The sequence below is a fragment of the Qipengyuania sp. genome (assembly GCF_043423005.1).
Lineage (GTDB): Bacteria > Pseudomonadota > Alphaproteobacteria > Sphingomonadales > Sphingomonadaceae > Qipengyuania.
On record NZ_JBHWMI010000020.1, the window covers coordinates 23,676 to 43,445 of the forward strand.

Consider the following 19,770-nt stretch of genomic DNA (forward strand, 5'->3'; position numbering starts at 1 on the left):
CTAGCGGGGCAGCGCTGCGGCGCGGCGGGCGGTATGCGTCACCGATGCCTCGTTAACCGGACCGCGCGGGGCGACCCAGCTCCCGCCGACGCATAGCACCGCCTCATGGGCCAGCCACTCGGCTGCGCTTCCCTCGTCGATCCCGCCGGTTGGGCAAAAGCGGCACCCGCCGAACGGCCCGGCGAGCGCCTTGAGCGCTGGCAGGCCGCCGGCCGCCATCGCCGGGAAGAACTTGAAATGGTTGAGGCCCATGTCCAGCCCGCGCATGATGTCGCCGGCGTTGGCGATGCCCGGCAGGAACGGCACCCGTTCGCGCAGCGCAGCATGGCCGAGCGGTTCCGTCAGCCCGGGGGAAACGATGAATTCCGCCCCGGCGCCCATCGCCGCGGCAAGATCGTCGGGATTGAGCACCGTGCCCGCGCCGACGATCGCGCCGTCAACAGACTTCATCGCGGCAATCGCGTCGAGCGCGGCTGCGGTGCGCAAGGTCACTTCGAGCACCGGCAGGCCGCCGGCCACCAGAGCGCTTGCAAGGGGGACGGCGTGTTCGACATCGTCGACCACCAGCACCGGGATCACCGGGGCGGTGCGCATGATTTCCTCGATGGTCATCGGATGCCCTGTCCATGCTGGCGGTAAAAGGCCGCAGCCGCGCCGAACAGGCCGGGCTGCGGATGGGTGATCAGCTTGACCGGAATGCCCGCCATCAGGCCGGCGAAGCGGCCTTTGGCGCGAAACCGTTCGGCAAAGCCCGATTGCGGCAGATGATGGCGCAGCCGTGCACCGAGCCCGCCGGCAATGACGACCCCGCCGAAACCGCCCTGGGCCAGCGCGATGTCCCCTGCCACGCTGCCGAGCGACAGACAGAACCGGTCGAGCGCCGCGGCGGCCAGCGAATCCGACCCGTCGAGAGCGCGGGTCCAGATGGCGACGTCATCCTCGTCGCGCGTCTCGCGATGCTCCAGCGCGGCGAGGGTCTGGTAAATGTCGCTGATGGCCGGGCCGGAGACGACCCGCTCGATCGACACGCGGGTATGGCGGCGCCTGAGGCGGGCCAGGATCGCATCCTCGATGCTGTCGAGCGGGGCGAAGTCGATATGGCCGCCCTCCGTGGCCTGAACCCGGTAGTCCGCCCCGCTGCGCCACAGATGCGCGACACCGAGACCGGTGCCGGGGCCGATGACGCTGATCGTCCCTTCGGCGGCAAGCGGCTGGCCGGGTCCGGCGAGATGGGCGAACTGGCTCTCCGGCGCGCGGGCGACGGCATGGGCGACCGCCTCGAAATCGTTGACGATGGTCCATCGTTCGACCCCGAGCTTGGCCTCCATCAGGGCCGGCCGGATGATCCACGGATTGTTGGTGAAGCGAATGACTTCGCCCCCGACCGGTCCGGCGATCGCCAGCGCGACGCGCGGCGGGATCGTTCCGCCCGCAAGGTCGTGATAATGCTCCCACGCGGTCTGGAAACTGGCATGATCGGCGGTGCGCAGCGTGACCGGCTCGCCCAGCGCGATGCCTCCGTCATCATCGACGTGCGCGTGGGCGAACCGTGCGTGGGTCCCCCCGATATCGACCGCGACCAGATCGCTCACAGGCTCGCCAGCGCCAGCATGGCCGACGCTCCCTGCTCGGCGCCATCGGCTTGCGCCCGGAACATCGCGAACAGTTCGCGTCCCATGCCGCTGGCCGGCGGCGGGGCGTCGGCCGCTTCGCGCGCAGCGAGGTCGGCCGTGGTCGAAAGCACGCCGCTATCGGCGCACACGGTCACGATATCGCCATCGCGCAGGCGGGACAGCGGCCCCCCGCCAAGGGCCTCGGGCGTGCAGTGGATCGCGGCCGGGACCTTTCCGCTTGCTCCCGACATGCGTCCGTCCGTCACCAATGCGACCCGGTATCCGCGATCCTGGAGAACGCCAAGCGCCGGCGTCAGCTTGTGCAGTTCGGGCATGCCGTTGGCCCGCGGCCCCTGAAAGCGCACGACGACGACCACGTCACGGTCGAGTTCGCCGGCGGCAAACGCCAAATTGACCGCATGCTGGTCCTCGAACACCCGGCAGGGCGCAGTCACCGTCCAGCGCGAGGGATCGACCGCCGAAGACTTGAAGCAGGCGCGTCCCAGATTGCCTTCCAGAAGCCTCAAGCCTCCGTCGGGCTGGAACGGCGCCGAAGCGGGGCGCAGCATCTCCTCGTCGCCCGATGGCCCCGGCGCGCGCCACGCCAGCCCCTCGCCTTCAAGCCCGGGTTCGGTAGCGTAGCTGGCAAACCCATCGTCCCAGATCGTCAGGATATCAGGATGGGCAAGCCCTTCGTCCAGCAGCGTGCCGATGACGTAGGCCATGCCCCCCGCGGCATGGAAATGGTTTACGTCGCCCGCCCCGTTGGGATAAACCCGCGCGACCAGCGGCACCGCATGGCTGAGCTCGGCCAGATCGTTCCAGTCGAACAGGATTCCCGCAGCCCGCGCGAATGCGGGGATATGGATCGCGTGATTGGTCGACCCGCCGGTCGCCAGCAGCCCGATCGCCGCATTGACGACGGCCTTCTCGTCCACCACCCGGGCGAGCGGCCGGGACGCGGCGCCGTTACCACCCAGTTCGGCAAGCCGGTGGGTGGCTGCGCGGGTCAATTCCTGACGCAGCTTCGTGCCTGGCTGGACGAACGACGCGCCGGGCACGTGGAGGCCCATCATCTCCATCATCATCTGGTTGGAATTGGCGGTGCCGTAGAAGGTGCAAGTGCCGGGCGAGTGATAGCTCGCACTCTCGCTGTCGAGCAGTTCCGCCCGCCCGACCTTGCCCTCGGCATAGAGCTGGCGGACGCGCTGTTTTTCCTTGTTGGAGATGCCCGTGGGCATCGGCCCGGCCGGGACGAACACCGCCGGCAAGTGGCCGAAACGCAAAGCGCCCATCAGCAGACCGGGGACGATCTTGTCACAAATGCCGAGCAGCGCGATCCCGTCGTACATCGCATGGCTGAGCGCGATGACGGTCGACAGGGCGATGGCGTCGCGGCTGAACAGCGACAGCTCCATGCCATCCTGCCCTTGGGTGACCCCGTCGCACATGGCCGGGGTGCCGCCGGCAACCTGGACCGTCGCGCCCGTCTCGCGCGCCCACACCTTCATCTGTTCGGGATAACGGTAATAGGGCTGATGCGCCGACAGCATGTCGTTGTAGGCGGTGACGATGCCGAGATTGGGGCCACGCGCCTGCTTGATCGCCTGCTGATCCTCCTGTGCCGCGGCGAAGGCATGAGCCAAGTTGGAGCATGACAGGCTGGTGCGCGATACCTGCCGCTCGCTTTCGCGGTCCATCAGTTCGAGATATGCGGCGCGGCTATCGCGCGATCGTTCGATGATCCGGTTCGTCACCCGGTGGATGGCATCGTTGAGCGGCTTATTCATCATGCCAGCTTACCCCGTCGCGTTCGGTCAGGGCAATCGCGGCGCTCGGCCCCCAGGTGCCGGCGGCATAGCGGCGCGGCGTCATGCCGTCATCCTGCCACCCGGCGCGGATCGCGTCGATCCACTCCCACTGGGCCTCCACCTCGTCGCGGCGGACGAACAGGGTCTGGTCCCCCTCGATCAGGTCGAGCAACAGTCTTTCATAGGCGATCCGCCGCTCGACGTCGGAAAAGGCATCGGGCATCGCGATGTCCAGCGGAACGGGCCGCAGGCGAATGCCCTCGCGTCCCAGCCCCGGCACCTTGGCCATCATGGTCAACTGGATGTTCTCGGTCGGCTGGATGCCGATCACGAGGCGGTTCGGCAGCGCCTTCGCTCCCCGCCCGGCGAAGATCGAATGGGGCACCTGCCGGAACTGGACGACGATTTCGGTCACGCGTTCGGGCAGGCGCTTGCCGGTGCGCAGGTAGAACGGCACCCCTTTCCAGCGCCAGTTGTCGACGTGCGCCTTGATCGCGACAAAGGTTTCGGTGATGCTGTCCTTGCCAAGCTCCTCGGCGTAGCCCGGCACCCGTTCACCGTCGAGGGCGCCGCCTTCGTACTGGCCGCTCACCACCTCGCCGGCGGCTGTGCGCCGCAGGGCGCGCAGGACCTTGACCTTTTCATCGCGGACCGCCGTCGCCTCGAAATGGGTCGGCGGCTCCATGGCGACCAGGGCCAGCAATTGCAGCATGTGGTTCTGCACCATGTCGCGCAGCGCCCCGCTGTCGTCATAATAGGCGACCCGGGATTCGAGCCCGACCGTTTCCGCGACAGTGATCTGGACATGTTCGATATAGTTCGAGTTCCAGACCGGTTCGAACAGGATATTGGCAAAGCGCAGCGCCAGCAGGTTCTGCACCGTCTCCTTGCCCAGATAGTGATCGATGCGAAAGATCCGGTCCTCGCTGAAGGCTTGGGCGACCGCGTCGTTGATTTCCCGGCTCGAAGCAAGGTCGCTGCCAAGGGGTTTTTCCAGCCCGATGCGGACCTTTCCCCGCGTCAGGCCGACCCGCTCCAGCCCCGCGATCGTCGCTTCGAAAAGGCTGGGCGCGGTCGACAGGAAGATCGCCAGCCCGTCCGAATAGTCGCCGATCTGCCGGGCGAGTTCGTCGTAGCCCTCAGGCGTCGTCGCATCGACCGGAACATAGGCCAGGCGATGGAGGAATTCGTCCATGTCCTGGCGACGGTTCGCCGCAAGATGCTGTTCGAGCGCGGCCCGGGCAAGATCGCGAAACGCCTCGCTGCTCATTTCGGAACGGGCGGTGGCGACGATTTTCAGATCGCGTGCCAGCAGGCCGTCATCATGGAGCGCGCAGAGCGAGGGAAGCAGCATCCGCTGGGACAGATCCCCGGTCGCCCCGAAGAGCAGCAATCGGTCGGCGGTAAAGGGGCTGTCCGGCATCGGAAAGGCGATCGCTCCGTCACAAGTCTGGGAGCGGGGTAACAGTCAGCGGAGCGCCGGGCCAGCGGTATGCATTCCTATTCAGCCGCTGCCGCCCTGGTCCTGTTCATCGACGGTCTCCGCGCGGCGGACGTCGACCTCGCTCCACGAAAAGGAACTGTCAGCGAAGCTGGTCATGAAACTCACGTCAGCCGCATCGCGGCCGATGCCGATCTTCACAGTCTCGGCAGGATCGGCCATGCCGGTGGCATCGACGATCTGCCACGTACCGCCGCCGTCGGTATCGGGATCGCACAGGAATACCTCGGCGAGGGCATGAAAATCCTGGGGGGTCACACCAGGGGCGTAACAGGCGACGAACCGCGCCGGGATCGCGCTCGCGCGGGCCATGGTCACCAGGAGGTGGGCAAAGTCCCGGCAGATTCCGCGCCTCTCGACGAAACTGTCGAGCGCATCGGTCTGCGAGCCTGACGAACCGCGTTCATAGGCGAGATTGTCGGCGATCCAGTCGCGAATTGCTGCGATTCGCGCGCCGCCCCTCGTCCGGCCGAATTGCGCCTCGACGAAATACTGGAACCGCGTGGCCGGGCAGTAGCGGCTGTCGAACAGGTACTGCACCGTTTCGCCCGGGAGGATGTGGTGCGGCAGGGCATCGAGCGATGCCACCTCGGCGACCTTGCGCTCGATCTCGATCTCGGCGCGGTAACCAACTTCGAACTGGCCCTCGGCCCTGATCCAGATGCGTTCGCCGACATCGTCCTGCGCCGGAACACGGGACTGATGATGCGACGGGGTCAGCCGGGTTTCGGATGACAGGATGCGTTGTTCGGGGATGGCGGCGGCTTCGAACTGCAAGAGCACGTCGCCGCGACTGCGAAGGTTGAAGGCAAAGGCCGAGTCGATGAGGATACGCATGCGGGCGCTCGCTAGACCTGCGGAGCGATGCCGGGAAGAGGCGACCGCGAGGTTCCGGCGCAAAAGAAAAGGGCCCCCGCGAGGGAGCCCTTCGTTCACTTCTTCAGGAAAGCCTCAGCTCGGCTTGCCGAAAAAGTATTCCCACATGTTCCACATAGGGTCCTCCTGTTGAATGCCCAGGAGAACGCTGCATTAACCATCGGTGTTTGTAAAGCCTTAACTATGTTGCCATTCGCACCGGTCCGTAACGAGACAGGTCGTCGATGAGTTCGGGTAGGGTCAGCGGGGCAGCCATGACATAGCCTTGCACCTGCGTGCAGCCGAGATGAGCAAGGGTCTGCAGGGTCGCGTCGTCCTCCGCCCCTTCGGCGACGACGGTGATGCCCGAATGGTTGCCGATCGCAACGACGCTGGAAACGATGGCGCGGGCCTTGGCGCTGCGCGTGATGTTGGAGACGAACAGGCGGTCGATCTTGAGTTCGTCGAATGGCAGTTCGAAAAAGGTTTCGAAATTCGCGGCACCGACGCCGAAATCATCCATCGATATTCGCAGCCCCAGCATCTTCAAGGCATCGAGGATGATCGCCGCCTTGCGGATGTCAGCGATCCTCGCTGTCTCGGTGATCTCAAGCACGAGATGGCGGCTCGGAAAACCGCTTGCGGCGAGCGTATCGTTGACCAGTCCGACGATGCGCATGTCGGACAATAGGGTGGCCGAGATGTTAACCGAGACCGAGACGTTCTTGCCGCGCAGATGCAGCAGGCGGCCGGCGCTGCAGGCGGACTGCAGGACATAGCGGGTCAGCATCTCCATCCGTCCGGCTTTCTCGCACTGCTCGATGAAATGCATGGGAGGGATGAAGCCGCGATCCGCGTCTTCCCAGCGAACCAGTGCCTCGACGCCGATGAGTTCACGCGACCGCAAGTCGTATTTCGGCTGATAGACGCAGTAGATTTCGCCCGCGGCCATGGCGTCGTCGATCCGCGATCGCAGCGACATGTCCCACAAGGCGTCGACCGGCGATCCCGGATCGGCCAGCTTGATCGGTTCGTGCGATTCTGAGGTTTCCTCGGCGGCGGCGATCGCCGCACCGAGCGCTTCGCGGGGCTGCTGATGGATGCGGCACAGGCCGAAGGTGATCCCTACGTCGAGCGTGACGTCATCGATGCGGACGGGGTTGGCGAAAATCGCCCGCAACCCCGACAGGTGCACGCAGATTGCCTCGGCGTCCTGTTCCGGCGCATGCCAGGCAAGGAAGTGCGATTCGAAATAGATCGCCAGTTCGGCATCCGCCGCGCGCAACCGCTCGACCAGTTTCAGGACGTATTTGGCCTGTGCTTCGCGGGACAGGGTCTTCAGCACCCGCTCGTAACCATGCAGTTTGGCGACGACAATGTAGCCCTTTTCTGCCGCCAGATCCTGCTCGAGGACCTTGAACCGCGGCAGCCCCGTATCGGCATCGGTCGTCTCGACCCGGTTTTTCCAGCGGGTCCACCAGGACAGCGCGCCGTAAATACCAAGCAGGGCGGCGCAGTACGAAAGTTCGATACGTATTCCCGCCAAGGCCGCGAAAAGGAAGAGGCCGGGTATCGCGGTGACCAGCATCGAATAAGTAAGGTGTCGCCCTCTCTTGCGATGGAAGTATGCCGTGCCGACCAACAAAAGAGAGAAGGTCATCAATGAGATTAGCGGAGGAATATGCAGCGTGCGGCCGGATTTGAGAGTTTCGGCCGCGAAGAGGGGAATATAGCTGGGCGATACGCTCAAATGTCCGGGAATGCGGACCGAGGCTGACTTCGAGCGGGGAATCGTTCCTACGACGATAAATTTGCCGCGGATCGTATCGTTCATTCGATCCGTCGGTTCTTCGACCAAAGATCTTGAGGAGATCGTCGGGATACGATGCAAGGGCGTCGAGTACTGGATTGGAAATTGATGCTGCGTAAGGCTCGCCCGTCCGGCCAGGTCTGCCGAGAACGAGGGTTCCAACCTGCCGTCGACGCGATGCGCAGTCAGGTCATCCCAAGCCAGGCCAAGATAATTGACAGCCTGCCGATGATAAACAAACCGCGTTCTGCCGGCGATATCCTCGCGAGTGCTCAACACACGGAAGTTTCCGTCCGGACCTCGCTTCAATTGGTTTACCAGCACGGCACGCGAACCAAGTCGAGCGAGAGAGGTGGCAAGCTTTTCGTCGGCCACACTGCTGGAGCGTTCGTCGAAAACGAAATCGACGTAAACCCTTGCTGCCTGGGCATCATTGAGTGCGTCGAACGTCCGGACAAGTTCCGTACGCTGCGCCTCCGCCGAACGGAAATGCTCGGCCGCCTCGACACCGACAAAGACGATGTCGCCGGATGGTTCGCTGGAAACCAGATCTGTCTGCACGAGCCAGCTGTACTGATCCACCGGGTCCAGCATCACGACCAAGGCCATCAGCATCGCGATGCCCGTGGCGATCAGGGCGTTCTTGACCCGCTGGAAGGCGGCGCGCGGCATGCCGAACCGCGACGGGGCGGGGGCTGCGGATGGCGACGCCGGAGGGGCGGGTCTCTTCATTGCGACCACGGGTTTCCGCGATCAAGATTAAGAAAAGCTTGAGACCGTGCGAAATCTGTCTCCGCCAGCCGCGCAAGCGCCCGGTTTGCGCGTCAGGTAATGGTTAAGAGATCCACCCGAGTGGAAGCTGGCTCGCCGGTCAAACTGCCGCAAAACGGGCGTACAGGTCATGCGCGTCGGCTTCCTCCACGACCGCGTCGACGATATCGCCCGGCATCACCCCGTGCGGTGCATCACGCAAGAACACCTGCCCGTCGATCTCCGGCGCATCGGCTTGGCTGCGCCCCGTCGCGCCGATATCGCCATCTTCGTCCGGCAGTCCGACTTCGTCGATGATCACGGGGAGCGTGCGACCGACCTTGGCGGCAAGCCGGGCGGCACTGATCCGCTCGGTCACTTCCATCAGGCGGGCATAGCGTTCTTCCTTGACCGCTTCCGGCACCGGATCGGGCAGGCTGTTGGCCCGCGCGCCTTCGACCGGCTCGAAGCGAAACGCGCCCACCCGGTCGAGCTGCGCTTCCTCGAGCCAATCGAGCAGATAGCGGAAGTCATCCTCGGTCTCGCCGGGAAAGCCGACGACGAAGCTCGAGCGGATGGCGATGTCGGGACAGATCGCGCGCCAATTGCGCAGGCGTTCGAGCACGCGCGCCTCGTTCGCCGGGCGGCGCATCGCACGAAGCACGGCCGGGCTGGCGTGCTGGAAGGGAATGTCGAGATAGGGGGTCAGCAGCCCTTCGGCCATCAGGGGGATGACCGCATCGACATGGGGGTAGGGGTAGACGTAATGCAGGCGAACCCAGGGTGCCCGCCCCTCGGGAGTGCGCAGCTGGCCGAGTTCGCGGGCAAGGTCGGTCATGTGCGCCCGCACCGGCGCGCCCTTCCACAGGCGTTCCTCGTGCCGGATGTCGACGCCGTAGGCGCTGGTATCCTGGCTGATGACCAGCAGCTCGCGCGTGCCGGCAGCAACCAGTTTCTCCGCCTCGCGCAGCACCGCATCGATCCGGCGGCTGACCAGTTTGCCGCGCAGCTGCGGAATGATGCAGAAAGCGCAGGAGTGGTTGCAGCCTTCCGAAATCTTGAGGTAGCTGTAGTGCCGCGGAGTAAGCTTGACGTAATCGTCGGCCTCTTCGTCCCGCCTTCGCGCGGACGCGGGGCCGGGCACGAGATCGACGTAAGGCCCCTGCGACGGCGGAGCGGCTTCGTGTACCGCGCTCACCACCTCCTCGTATTGCTGCGCCCCGGTGACCGCGAGCACCTGCGGGAAGCGGGCGCGAATGGCCGCCGCCTCGTCGCCCATGCAACCGGTGACGATCACGCGGCCGTTTTCCGCCATCGCTTCGCCGATCGCCTCGAGGCTTTCCTCTTTCGCCGAATCGAGAAAACCGCAGGTGTTGACCAGCACCACGTCGGCGCCGGCGTAATCCGGGCTCATCGCATAGCCATCGGCCCGCAGCCGCGTGAGGATGCGTTCGGAATCGACCAGCGCCTTGGGACAGCCGAGGGAGACCATGCCGACCTTTTTCTGGTCGGGGATCGCGGAAACAGGGTAGGACATGATTGCGCGCGCCCTTACACCCTCACGCGGCAATTTGCCAGCATTGCCGGTGGAGCGGCCCCGGTTACTCGGTGCGGACGATCTCGACCACCGTGTCGCCTTCCTGCAAGGTGCAGCATTCCTCGTCCCAGAAACCAAGGGCGCGGCCGTCGCGATAGACGCGCAGACCCCGCCCGCCGCTGTCCAGCTGATCGATGGATTTGCCGATCTCACTCGGCTTCACCGGTCGCTCGATCAGCTGCACCCGGCCCGAAACCGAGGCGAGATCGGCGAGATAATCGGCGATGTGTTCGCCCTTGGCGGACCCGGCGAGGAGCAGCCCGGTAAAGCGCACCGGATTGATCACGTTGTTTGCCCCGGCCTGCCGGGCGAGGGATTCGTTGTCCTCGGCGCGGACCACCACGCTGATCGGCACAGTGGGGGCCAGCGAACGCGCGGTGAGGGTAATCAGGATGGTGGTATCGTCGCGTCCCGCCGATATCAGGATGTTCGACGCCGAAGCGATCCGCACCGCTTCGAGCGTTTCGTCACGGGTGGCATCGGCAACCATGATGTTGCAGCCCAGCGCCTCTGCATCGAGCAACCGCTCCTCGCTCGGATCGATCACCACGATGGTGCTGGCATCGACGCCCCGCTCGATCAGTTCGGCCACCGCTTCGGACCCGGAAATTCCGTAGCCGAGCACGACGATGTGGTCCGAAAGCTGCTGCTGGATACGGGACATGCGCCATTTCTCCCACGAACGCTTGATGAGGAAATTGTAGGCGGTGCCCACGAAGATGAAGAGGACCGCAAAGCGAACCGGCGTCACGATGACGGCTTCGACCAGTCGTGACCGGTCGGATATCGGGGCAATGTCGCCGAAGCCGGTGGTCGTGATGGAGATCATCGTGAAATAGACGACGTCGAGGAAGCTCACCACGCCGTCGTGGTTGTCGACCAGGCCTTCGCGATCCCACCAGTGGATCATGATCACGAGAAAGATCAGCGAGAACGCCAGTCCCAGCCGGATGCCGATGTCGCCCCAGACGGGAATGGCGACAGCGCGTTTGAGCGGGTGCAGCGCACGGGTACGGCGCAGCGCGGCTTGCCGCTGCGTCATGGTCGGGGCGTGCCGATCGCTCATGCCCGCCGGTGCTGTGCGAGTGCCGGGCCGCAGTCAAGCCCGGCCGCGTCAGCTATAGCGTTCGCCCAGCGTCCCGAGCGAGGAATGATGCGTCAGATCGAGCTGAAGCGGGGTAACGGAAATGAAGCCTTCGTCGACCGCCTCGAGATCGGTGCCGTGATCGAGCGTATGTTCGATCTGTTCCAGCCCGAACCAGTAATAGGTGAAGCCGCGCGGATCGCGCCCCTCGACGACGGTACCGCGTGAATAGTCGTGGAAACCCTGCCGGGTCGCGCGAATGCCGCGAACCCGATCGGCGGGAAGCGGAGGGAAGTTCACGTTGATCAACGTGCGTTTCGGCAAGGGCGTATCGAGCAGCGGTTGCAGCACCCTGGCGCCCCATTCGCGTGCCGCGGCGAAGGACGAGGCATCGCCTGCACCCTCCCGCGCATAGACCTGGCTCAGCGCGATCGAGCGGACCCCTGCGAGGGCACCTTCGATCGCCGCGGATACGGTGCCCGAATAGGTGATGTCGTCAGCAAGGTTCGCCCCGCGGTTGACGCCCGAAAGGATAAGGTCGGGCGGGCCGTCGATCACGCGGCGCAGCCCCATGGTGACCGCGTCGGTCGGCGTTCCGGTCACCGAGAAACGCCGCTCGTCGTGCCGCCTCAGCCGCACCGGGCGGGTCAGGGTCAGCGCATGACCCATGCCCGATTGCTCCTCGTCGGGCGCGCAGATCCAGATGTCATCGGAGAATTGCCGCGCGATCTCTTCGAGCACGGCCAGGCCGGGCGCCCGAATGCCGTCGTCATTGGTGAGGAGAATCTTCATTGCGCCGGCTCCAGTCGCGTTACCCCGCCCATGTATGGGGCGAGCACCGCGGGCACGGTGACGCTACCGTCCTCGTTCTGGTAGTTCTCGACCACCGCCACCAGCGTCCGCCCGACCGCCAGCCCCGACCCGTTGAGCGTATGGACGAATCGGGTCTTCTTCTCGCCCTCGGGCCGATAGCGCGCATCCATGCGCCGCGCCTGATAATCGCCGCACCAGCTGATCGAGCTGATTTCGCGGTATGCGCCCTGACCCGGCAGCCAGACTTCCAGATCGAAGGTCTTCTTCGCGGTCGCCCCCATGTCGCCGGCGCAGAGCAGCATCGTGCGATAGGGCAGCTCCAGCGCCTCGAGGATGGCCTGCGCGCTGGCGACCATGTGATCGTGCTCGGCCTGCCATTGCTCGGGCGCGCAGATGCTGACCAGTTCGACCTTCTCGAACTGGTGCTGGCGGATAAGGCCGCGCGTATCGCGCCCCGCCGCCCCTGCCTCGGAGCGAAAGCAGGGCGTATGCGCGGTGAGGCGCAGGGGCAGGGAGCCTGCGTCGAGGATCTGCTCGCGCACCGAATTGGTCAGGCTGACCTCGGCGGTGGGGATGAGCCAGCGATCAGTTGACTCTATTGTCAGAAGTTCTTGCGCATTCTTTCCAAAATCAGGTGATTTGATTAAAACGAGCTCCATAAATTCGGAATCGTTCAGCGTTGCCTCCAGAAATTCGATGATTTCTTTTTGGCCTTTACTTCTTCCAATTTTGAAGAGGTCATCAGCAAATTTGGGAAGCTGCCCTGTGCCATAAACGGCGTGGTCCTGTACGAGTAATGGCGGATTGCACTCGGTGTAGCCCCGTGCCCCGGTCTGCTGATCCAGCATGAACTGGGCGAGCGCTCGGTGGAGGCGGGCCATGCCGCCGCGAAGGAAGGTGAAGCGCGCGCCCGACATTGCCGCGCCGGTCTCGAACTCCATGCCGAGCGGCGGGCCGAGATCGGCGTGTTCGCGGGGGGTGAAGGCAAACTCGCGGGGGGCGCCCCAGCTGGCGACCTCGACATTGCCACTCTCGTCCTCGCCTTGCGGCACATCGTCGGCGGGAATGTTGGGCAGGCCGGCAAGCAGCGTCTCGAGTTGCCGGGTGCTGTCGCGTTCGGCCGTTTCCCATTCGGGCATCGCGGCCTTCAGCTGGGCTACCTCCGCCTTCAGCGCCTCGGCGCCCTCGCTGTCGCCCTTGGCCATCGCCTGGCCGATGGCCTTCGACGCCTCGTTGCGGCGCGATTGCGCCTCCTGCACCCGCGTCGTCGCCTCGCGCCGGGCGGTGTCGAGAGCAAGGATTTGATCAGCCGCGGGGGCAAGGCCGCGGCGCGCCATGGCGTCGTCGAACGCCTGCGGATTGCGGCGGATGAAGGCGATGTCGTGCATGGGCGGCGCTATGGCGTCTCGTCCCGCACTTGGCCAGTGGGGAAACCGCCGGGCACGTTCATCCGCTGGCGCGGTTATGCCCGATAAGGCGCAGCGAGCACGCCAGAGGTTCAGGGAAGGAATAACACAGTGGCACGAACCGGACGCCCGCTTCCCCGCACCCGCTTCATCGGCGCTCTCAATCATGCGGTGGCGGGCGCGCGCCGGCTCGGCTTGCTGGAGCCGGTGTCGCTCGAGGCGGACGAGTTGCTGGCCCATGCGCGCCGGGAAACCGGGCTCGAGGATTTCGGCGACACCTGGTTCGAGCAGCCGATGGCCGTTCTTTTGCGCAGCGCGCGCGAGGAGGCGCGGCTCAATCCGGCGGGCGAGGTTGCCGCGGCCGCCACGCTGCACCACCTCCTGCGGGATCGGCTGCTGGCGCAGATGTGGTTCACCAGGCATCCCGAAATCCTTGCCCGTCCGCTACGCAACCCGGTGGTGATCGTGGGGCCGATGCGTTCGGGCACGACCCGGCTGCACCGGCTTCTGGCCAGCGACCGCAGGTTTGCCCATCTGCGCAGTTTCGAAACCATCAGCCCCGTCCCGCGTCCCGAATTCACCGAAGTGCTGGCCGGCGGTGCGCAGGATTTCCGCCCGGTGCTGGCGCGGCGGATCATGCGTGTTGCGCGGCTGGCGAACCCGCGCACTCTGTCGATCCATCCCACCGGCCCCTACGAACCGGAGGAGGAACTGGGACTGATCGCCGCCAGCCTCTACGGGATGAAGTTCGAAACCCAGTGGCAAGTGCCGACCTATGCGCGCTGGTGCGAAAACCGGTCGGCGGTGCCGGCCTATCGTCACATGGCCAATCTGCTGCGTCTCGTCGGCTGGTCGCAGCAGGAAAGCTCGCTGCGCCCGTGGATACTCAAGACCCCGCAGCACATGCTGGACCTGCCGGCGCTCTTGGAGGTGTTCCCCGACGCGCGGCTGATCTTCACCCATCGCGATCCCGAACGCATCGTCGGCAGCGCGGCCTCGCTCGCCTGGAACCAGACCAGCATCTACAGCGACGATGTTCACCCGGACGCAATCGGCCGCGAATGGCTGCGCAAGAGCGGGCTGATGATCGACCGGATGCGCGCCGCGCGGCAGGCGATACCGGAAAGCCGCATGATCGACGTGCATTACGAAGAGGTGGAGCGGGACTGGGGGGCGACGATGCGAAGGATTTACGCGTTCCTCGGGCTCGACCCTGCACCGGCCATGCCTGCGATGGCGCGATACATGCAACGTTCGGCGGCGCTCAAGCACACACCGCATGAATACAGTCTCGAGGCTTTCGGTCTGCCCCGCGAGGAGGTGCACGAACGTTTCGCCGACTACATTTCCGCGTTCGGCGTGCACATCGCAGCCCCCGCGCCGGGCGGGCTCCGCGCCAGGGCGTGAGAATGGAGCGCATGCGGAACCCCCGCGGCGCCGGCCCGTTTCAGGATCAAAGGAGATTTACAGCATGATCGGCAAGGTTATCGGTGCATTCGTCGGCGACAAGATCGCCAAGCAGACCAGCGGCATCGGCGGGGCCAGTGGTGCAGCGCTGGGCGTGATCGCGGCCACCGTGCTGCGCCGGATGAGCCTGCCGGCGATGCTTGCGCTGGGTGCCGGCGGTTACCTTGCCAAGAAGTTCACCGACAAGGGTTCTTCGACACCGGCAACACGCCGCTGATCGTTCGGCGGCAAGGGCAATCGCAATTAAGAAGCCGCCCTGCGGGGCGGCTTTTTTGTATCACGGGCCCTCTATGCGGCGAAGGCTTCGGCCAGGCGTTCGCTCCCGGAGGCTTGGGTGAAGGAGGCGCCGCCCCCATAACGATTGAGGAGCGAGCGGATCTGGTCGACCGCCTCGCGCCCATTCACGCCGACGAGGAAATTCACCTCGCTCAATTCGTCGCGCAGGTTGATCGGTGAACTTTCACCGGCCGAAAGGCACGCCATGCCCCAATCCTTGAACAGGCGCTCTTCGATCGGCATGAGGTCGATCAGGCGAACATTGGCATGGCGAAAATCGCAGCAGATGCGCTCGAACAGGTCCTCGAGCACGTCGAGCGTTCCCTCGAGCACCTGGATGAACTGGCGGTCAATGTAGATGAGCGCGCCGCTGAGACCGACCGCGGCGTTGGCGTCGGCAAAGCGCCGGCACAGGGCCTGGACCTCGTCCTGCGCCGCATCGCCGCTGCCCACCGGACGGGCTTCGCTGGTATAGAGTAGTCTATGCATCGGAGCGCCTATGCCGCTGCCTGGCCGGGGAGGGGGGCTGCGCCCTTCCCGTCGCGGGCGAGAATGTCCTGGAACTGATCGCCCGGCACCGGTCGCCCGAGCAGGAAGCCTTGCAAGGTTCCGCACCCGTGCCCGACGACGAAATCCATCTGTTCCTCGTTCTCGATCCCCTCTGCCGTGATCGTCAGCCCCATGCTGCCGCCGAGCTGGGTGATCGCCTTGATGATCGACTGGCTGTCGGAATCGTCCGGCAGACGTTCGACGAAGGAGCGATCGATCTTGAGCCGCGAGAACGGGAACCGGTGAAGATAGCTGAGCGAGGAATAGCCGGTGCCGAAATCGTCGAGCGAAATCCGCACGCCGAGATTGCGCAGCCGGGTAAGCGAGCGCAGCGCGACCTCGTCATTGTTGATCAGGGCGGTCTCGGTGATCTCGAGTTCCAGCCGTTCGACCGGAAGGCCGGAATCGGCCAGCGCCTGCATCACCGTCTGCACCAGCCGCGGGTCGAGCAGCTGGACCGGCGAGATGTTGACCGAGATATCGAGGCTGCCATCCCAGGCGGCGGCATCGCGGCAGGCCTGCTTCAGGACCGCCGCGCCGATCCGATTGATCAAGCCCAGCTCTTCGGCGACCGGGATGAACTCCGCTGGCGAAACCGGTCCGCGCCGTTCGCACGTCCAGCGCAGCAGCGCTTCGGCGCCGGTAACTTCGCGCGATGCGGAATCGAACACCGGCTGGTAATGGACCTCGAAGTCCTCGCGCACGCAGGCCCGGCGCAAATCGTGTTCGAGCTGGCGTCGCTCCTGCATCGCTTCCTGCATGTGCGGCTCGAACAGGCAGTAACGGTTCCGCCCCTCCCCCTTGGCGGTGTACAGCGCGACATCGGCATGCTGTACCAGCTTGCGCGAGGTGCTGCCGTGATCGGGGGCCAGCGCGACGCCGACGCTGCCGCCGATTTCCACCACATTGCCGTTAACGAGGACCGGCCGATCGAGGATCTCGACGACGCGCTGTGCGACCGCGACAGCATCGAGTGCGGAGGATACCCGCCGCACGATGATGGCGAACTCGTCACCGCCGATGCGGGCGACGAGATCGTCCGCCCGGGCCGCATGGCAAAGCCGGGCAGACATCTTGCGCAGCACCACGTCGCCGGTCGGATGACCGAGGGTATCGTTGATCGGCTTGAAGCGATCGAGATCGATCATCAGCACGGCAAAGGCCGGCCCGCCCGCCCGGTGGCTTTCGCATTCCGCTTCGAGGGCGGCGGTAAAGCTGTGGCGGTTGGCCAGCGTGGTCAGCGCATCGTGCATGGCGATGCGTTCCAGCTCCTCGCGCGAGTTGGCATAGGTCCGCCGCTCGATCATGTGGGTCGAAACGCCCGCTCCCACCACCAGCATGCCGACCAGCAGGATTGCGCTGGCCATCGCCTGGAAGACCTCGGCATTGGCCGCCGGATCGAGCCCCGGTAACGGCGTCAGGACGAAGCCGGCCATGCCGACGAAGTGAAGCGTGACGATGGTGGTTACGAGCAGCGCAGTCGCCAGCGGGACACGCCAGCGGGTGCGCGGGGCCGAGCGCATGCGCGCCACGAACAGCATGCCGATCGCGCAGCTGGCGACTACCGATGAAACGACGTACTCCGGCAGCCAGCGAATGACGCCTTCGGCCTGATAGGCGCTCATCCCGAGATAATGCATCGCCGCAACCGAAAGGCCGATCATCCCCCCGCCGGCAACGATCGCGGTTCGCCGCTCGGGCAGGCAGGCGATCAGCAGCGAGGGGATCAGCAGGACCACGGCCACGATGACAGAGGCGATGGTCAGGGTCGCATCGAAGCCGATCTTCACCGGCGCCTGATAGCCGAGCATGGCGATGAAATGGGTCGCCCAGGTCGATGCCCCGGCGATAACGGCGCACAGGAAGGTCCAGTGTGCCCGCGTCGTGCCCGCTTCGTCGAGAGCGCGCCGGAAGAGGGTGACCGACACGTGCGAACCGAAGACGCACATGACGACAGCCAACAGCAGGATGCGCCAGTCATGCTCGTTCGTCAGGCAGGCCAGTACGCGCATCGTTTCTCCGTGCAGGTGCGGATGGCACCCGGCGAAGACCCAAAGCAGACGCGCGTTAACAAACCTCTCCGAACGAAACGGGGAAGATACCTAGTCCCGAAACGGAGCGAATTTTGAATGACCGGCCGACACCCGGATCGGTCGTCGCGAGGCCCGGCGCACGCCAGCCGATGCGCAATCGGGACCGCCGGAAAAGATGGTGGGCGCGGCAAGGATTGAACTTGCGACCCCACCCGTGTGAAGGGAGGGTAAACGAACTCATGCGAACAGTCATGGACTCCTAAGCAACTGTTTTTACTTCGTGGTCGTTCGCTAGTGGTCGCCGACGTTTTTCATGTTTTTTTCATGGAAATTTCGCTAACACCTGGCTGTGTCAGATTTGAGTCGCATCGCCGAAAGGGACAGGCTGAAGGGTAAGCCTGGCGACGAGCCTCATTGGCATCGACTTCGCCAAGGCTGCTATGTCGGATACCGACCTTCTAAAAAGGGCAAGCGGGGAACTTGGTTTGCCCGCGCGTTCGATCCTGCGTCTGGGAAGTATCGCCGCAAGCGACTGGGTGATTACGGCACTTTGTCGGGGCATGATGTATTCACTCATGCAAAACGGGATGCAGAGTGTTGGGCCGAGGCGGTGGAAAGTGGGGGGATCCGCTCAGTCGAATTATTGACGGTCGCGGATGCGTGCCGGTCTTATCTTATCGATCGACCGGGAGCGATCGCCGAGGGCGTTTTTCGGCGACACGTATATTCAGATCCGCTGGCCAACATCAAGCTGGACAACCTACGGCGCCATCACCTCCGCGCTTGGCGCAAGCGCCTAGAGCAAGCCCCGGCGAAAATTTCTCGTAACAAGATCGGGGAGGTGCGAACCAAGGAACGAGAACGGTCCACTGTGAATCGGGATATGGTGCCATTGAGGGCAGCGTTGGGACAGGTTTTGAAACTTGGTGCGCCAAATACCGATGCCGCGTGGCAGGAGGCTTTGAAGCCATTCAAAGGTGCGGATAGGAGGCGCGAGCTTTATCTCGACCGTGCTGAGCGGAAAAGGTGGGTCGAAGCAGGTGATGAAGAAGCGCGGCCCTTTATGCACGGCCTTTGTCTCCTGCCACTGCGCCCAGGTGCGCTCGCCAGTCTGACCGTTCGCGATTTCGAAAAAAGAACCCGAACACTCACCATCGGTCGAGACAAGAATGGCAACCCGCGGCAGATTTCACTTCCGGAAGTGATAGCGGACTTCCTTGCCGAGCAGACGAAGGGCAAATTGCCTACCGCAGCCATCTTCTCCCGCGTTGGTGGTTTGCATTGGACGAAGGATTCCTGGAAGCATCCAATCAAAAGCGCGGTCCGCGTAAGTGGACTGCCGTCAGCTGCTTCAGCATATACGATTCGTCACAGTGTGATTACCGACCTCATCAGGGCGCGGTTGCCGATCTTAACAGTTGCGCAATTGTCAGGAACCAGCGTCGGGATGATCGAGCGCCACTATGGGCATTTGGTGCGCGGTGATGCCGATGAGGCTTTGGCTAGTCTAGCACTGTGAAAATGCATTGCTCTCCTTGGCCGCCTCAGTGCGGTTTCAGCACCCATTTGTCGTTTCCGACCACTCGATCCTAAAAGCTCCAATGCCTTCGCATTTGCGATGGTCCGCCGCGCCGGTTCAGCGCGAATGGACTACGACCAATGAAATACAGAACGGGAAGCGTGGCCGCTGCAATCCAGCGCCAGACGAAATACATCGAGGCCGAGCTCAAGGCCGGGAAATCGCAAGCCACGATCCGACAGGAGATGATGGCTGCGAAGCAGATCAGCGAAACGAGTCAGGCTCACTTCAACCAGGTCTTGCGCGACCTGCGCCTGAACAAGAGCAAAGCGAATTCGCCATCAGTAACCAGCTCTGTGCCTTCGCCATCGAAATCGATGGACACCACTGTCATCGCAGCGAACGGAACGGGCGATGATGCGGAGGTCACGTCAGCGGTCGCTGTAAGAGCCAGACAGTTCACCTCACCCCTCGCTGATCCTCGTTTCTCCACCCGGTTCAAGGGAGAAGGGGCATGACCACCGCGCAACACAAAAAGCGGATCGCCATCGCCAACCTCGCGCAAGGCGGAGGGGACGGCAAGACGTGGACCAGCCAGCTCATGATCACGATCTGCAAGCTACTCGATATCGAGTTGCTCATGCTGGACGCGGATCAGGGCAACCGGGCTCTCAGCCTGCTTCACC

At 64.4% G+C, this 19,770-nt stretch carries 16 protein-coding genes and 1 tRNA gene; 4 read left to right on the top strand and 13 right to left on the bottom strand.

What is annotated here, in order from left to right; translation table 11 throughout:
* The 10 genes from eda to serS all read right to left on the bottom strand — a co-directional run bounded on the left by eda (position 1) and on the right by serS (position 13,222).
* Positions 1-612 (bottom strand): bifunctional 4-hydroxy-2-oxoglutarate aldolase/2-dehydro-3-deoxy-phosphogluconate aldolase, encoded by a 612-nt coding sequence (gene eda, locus ACHFFA_RS03665; RefSeq protein ID WP_394269487.1) that lies wholly within the window; start codon positions 610-612, stop codon positions 1-3.
* The gene (locus ACHFFA_RS03670; protein WP_394269488.1) at positions 609-1,592 is read right to left on the bottom strand and encodes a glucokinase; all 984 of its coding nucleotides are present in this window, start codon (positions 1,590-1,592) and stop codon (positions 609-611) included. Before ACHFFA_RS03670 ends, eda begins: the two co-directional genes overlap by 4 nt.
* Positions 1,589-3,403, bottom strand: coding sequence for a phosphogluconate dehydratase (gene edd, locus ACHFFA_RS03675; RefSeq protein WP_394269489.1), 1,815 nt, complete (start codon positions 3,401-3,403; stop codon positions 1,589-1,591). The genes ACHFFA_RS03670 and edd overlap by 4 nt, the downstream gene beginning before the upstream one ends.
* Entirely contained in the window at positions 3,396-4,847 is a 1,452-nt protein-coding gene (gene zwf / locus ACHFFA_RS03680; RefSeq protein ID WP_394269490.1) for a glucose-6-phosphate dehydrogenase, read from the bottom strand. The genes edd and zwf overlap by 8 nt, the downstream gene beginning before the upstream one ends.
* Before the next feature lie 81 nt (positions 4,848-4,928).
* Complete coding sequence (locus tag ACHFFA_RS03685; RefSeq protein WP_394269491.1) at positions 4,929-5,762, bottom strand: transglutaminase family protein; 834 nt, start codon at positions 5,760-5,762, stop codon at positions 4,929-4,931.
* A 220-nt stretch (positions 5,763-5,982) separates the two neighbouring features.
* Positions 5,983-8,262, bottom strand: a complete 2,280-nt coding sequence (locus tag ACHFFA_RS03690) for an EAL domain-containing protein (RefSeq protein ID WP_394269492.1) — start codon at positions 8,260-8,262, stop codon at positions 5,983-5,985.
* 199 nt (positions 8,263-8,461) lie between these two features.
* A complete protein-coding gene (rimO, locus tag ACHFFA_RS03695) occupies positions 8,462-9,877 on the bottom strand; it encodes a 30S ribosomal protein S12 methylthiotransferase RimO (RefSeq protein ID WP_394269493.1) in 1,416 nt (471 codons plus the stop codon).
* Positions 9,878-9,941: 64 nt separating this feature from the next.
* Positions 9,942-10,979, bottom strand: a complete 1,038-nt coding sequence (locus ACHFFA_RS03700) for a potassium channel family protein (protein WP_394269502.1) — start codon at positions 10,977-10,979, stop codon at positions 9,942-9,944.
* Between the two features lie 72 nt (positions 10,980-11,051).
* Complete coding sequence (gene surE, locus ACHFFA_RS03705) at positions 11,052-11,813, bottom strand: 5'/3'-nucleotidase SurE (protein WP_394269494.1); 762 nt, start codon at positions 11,811-11,813, stop codon at positions 11,052-11,054.
* On the bottom strand, positions 11,810-13,222 hold the full coding sequence (serS, locus tag ACHFFA_RS03710) for a serine--tRNA ligase (protein ID WP_394269495.1): 1,413 nt from the start codon (positions 13,220-13,222) through the stop codon (positions 11,810-11,812). The genes surE and serS overlap by 4 nt, the downstream gene beginning before the upstream one ends.
* 129 nt (positions 13,223-13,351) lie before the next feature.
* Between serS and ACHFFA_RS03715 the strand changes: the two genes are divergently transcribed.
* On the top strand, positions 13,352-14,647 hold the full coding sequence (locus ACHFFA_RS03715; protein ID WP_394269496.1) for a sulfotransferase family protein: 1,296 nt from the start codon (positions 13,352-13,354) through the stop codon (positions 14,645-14,647).
* A gap of 64 nt (positions 14,648-14,711) precedes the next feature.
* A complete protein-coding gene (locus ACHFFA_RS03720; protein WP_394269497.1) occupies positions 14,712-14,924 on the top strand; it encodes a hypothetical protein in 213 nt (70 codons plus the stop codon).
* A 71-nt stretch (positions 14,925-14,995) separates the two neighbouring features.
* Here ACHFFA_RS03720 and ACHFFA_RS03725 read toward each other — a convergent pair whose 3' ends face one another.
* From ACHFFA_RS03725 to ACHFFA_RS03735, 3 genes are all read right to left on the bottom strand, one after another.
* On the bottom strand, positions 14,996-15,472 hold the full coding sequence (locus ACHFFA_RS03725) for a BLUF domain-containing protein (RefSeq protein ID WP_394269498.1): 477 nt from the start codon (positions 15,470-15,472) through the stop codon (positions 14,996-14,998).
* A gap of 8 nt (positions 15,473-15,480) precedes the next feature.
* On the bottom strand, positions 15,481-17,544 hold the full coding sequence (locus ACHFFA_RS03730) for a putative bifunctional diguanylate cyclase/phosphodiesterase (RefSeq protein ID WP_394269499.1): 2,064 nt from the start codon (positions 17,542-17,544) through the stop codon (positions 15,481-15,483).
* Between the two features lie 197 nt (positions 17,545-17,741).
* A tRNA-Val gene (locus ACHFFA_RS03735) sits at positions 17,742-17,839 on the bottom strand.
* Between the two features lie 75 nt (positions 17,840-17,914).
* On the opposite strand from ACHFFA_RS03735, the gene ACHFFA_RS03740 reads away from it, so the two are divergent.
* Positions 17,915-19,084, top strand: coding sequence for a tyrosine-type recombinase/integrase (locus ACHFFA_RS03740; protein ID WP_394269500.1), 1,170 nt, complete (start codon positions 17,915-17,917; stop codon positions 19,082-19,084).
* Between the two features lie 140 nt (positions 19,085-19,224).
* Positions 19,225-19,602, top strand: coding sequence for a hypothetical protein (locus ACHFFA_RS03745; protein ID WP_394269501.1), 378 nt, complete (start codon positions 19,225-19,227; stop codon positions 19,600-19,602).
* Positions 19,603-19,770: the final 168 nt, after the last annotated feature.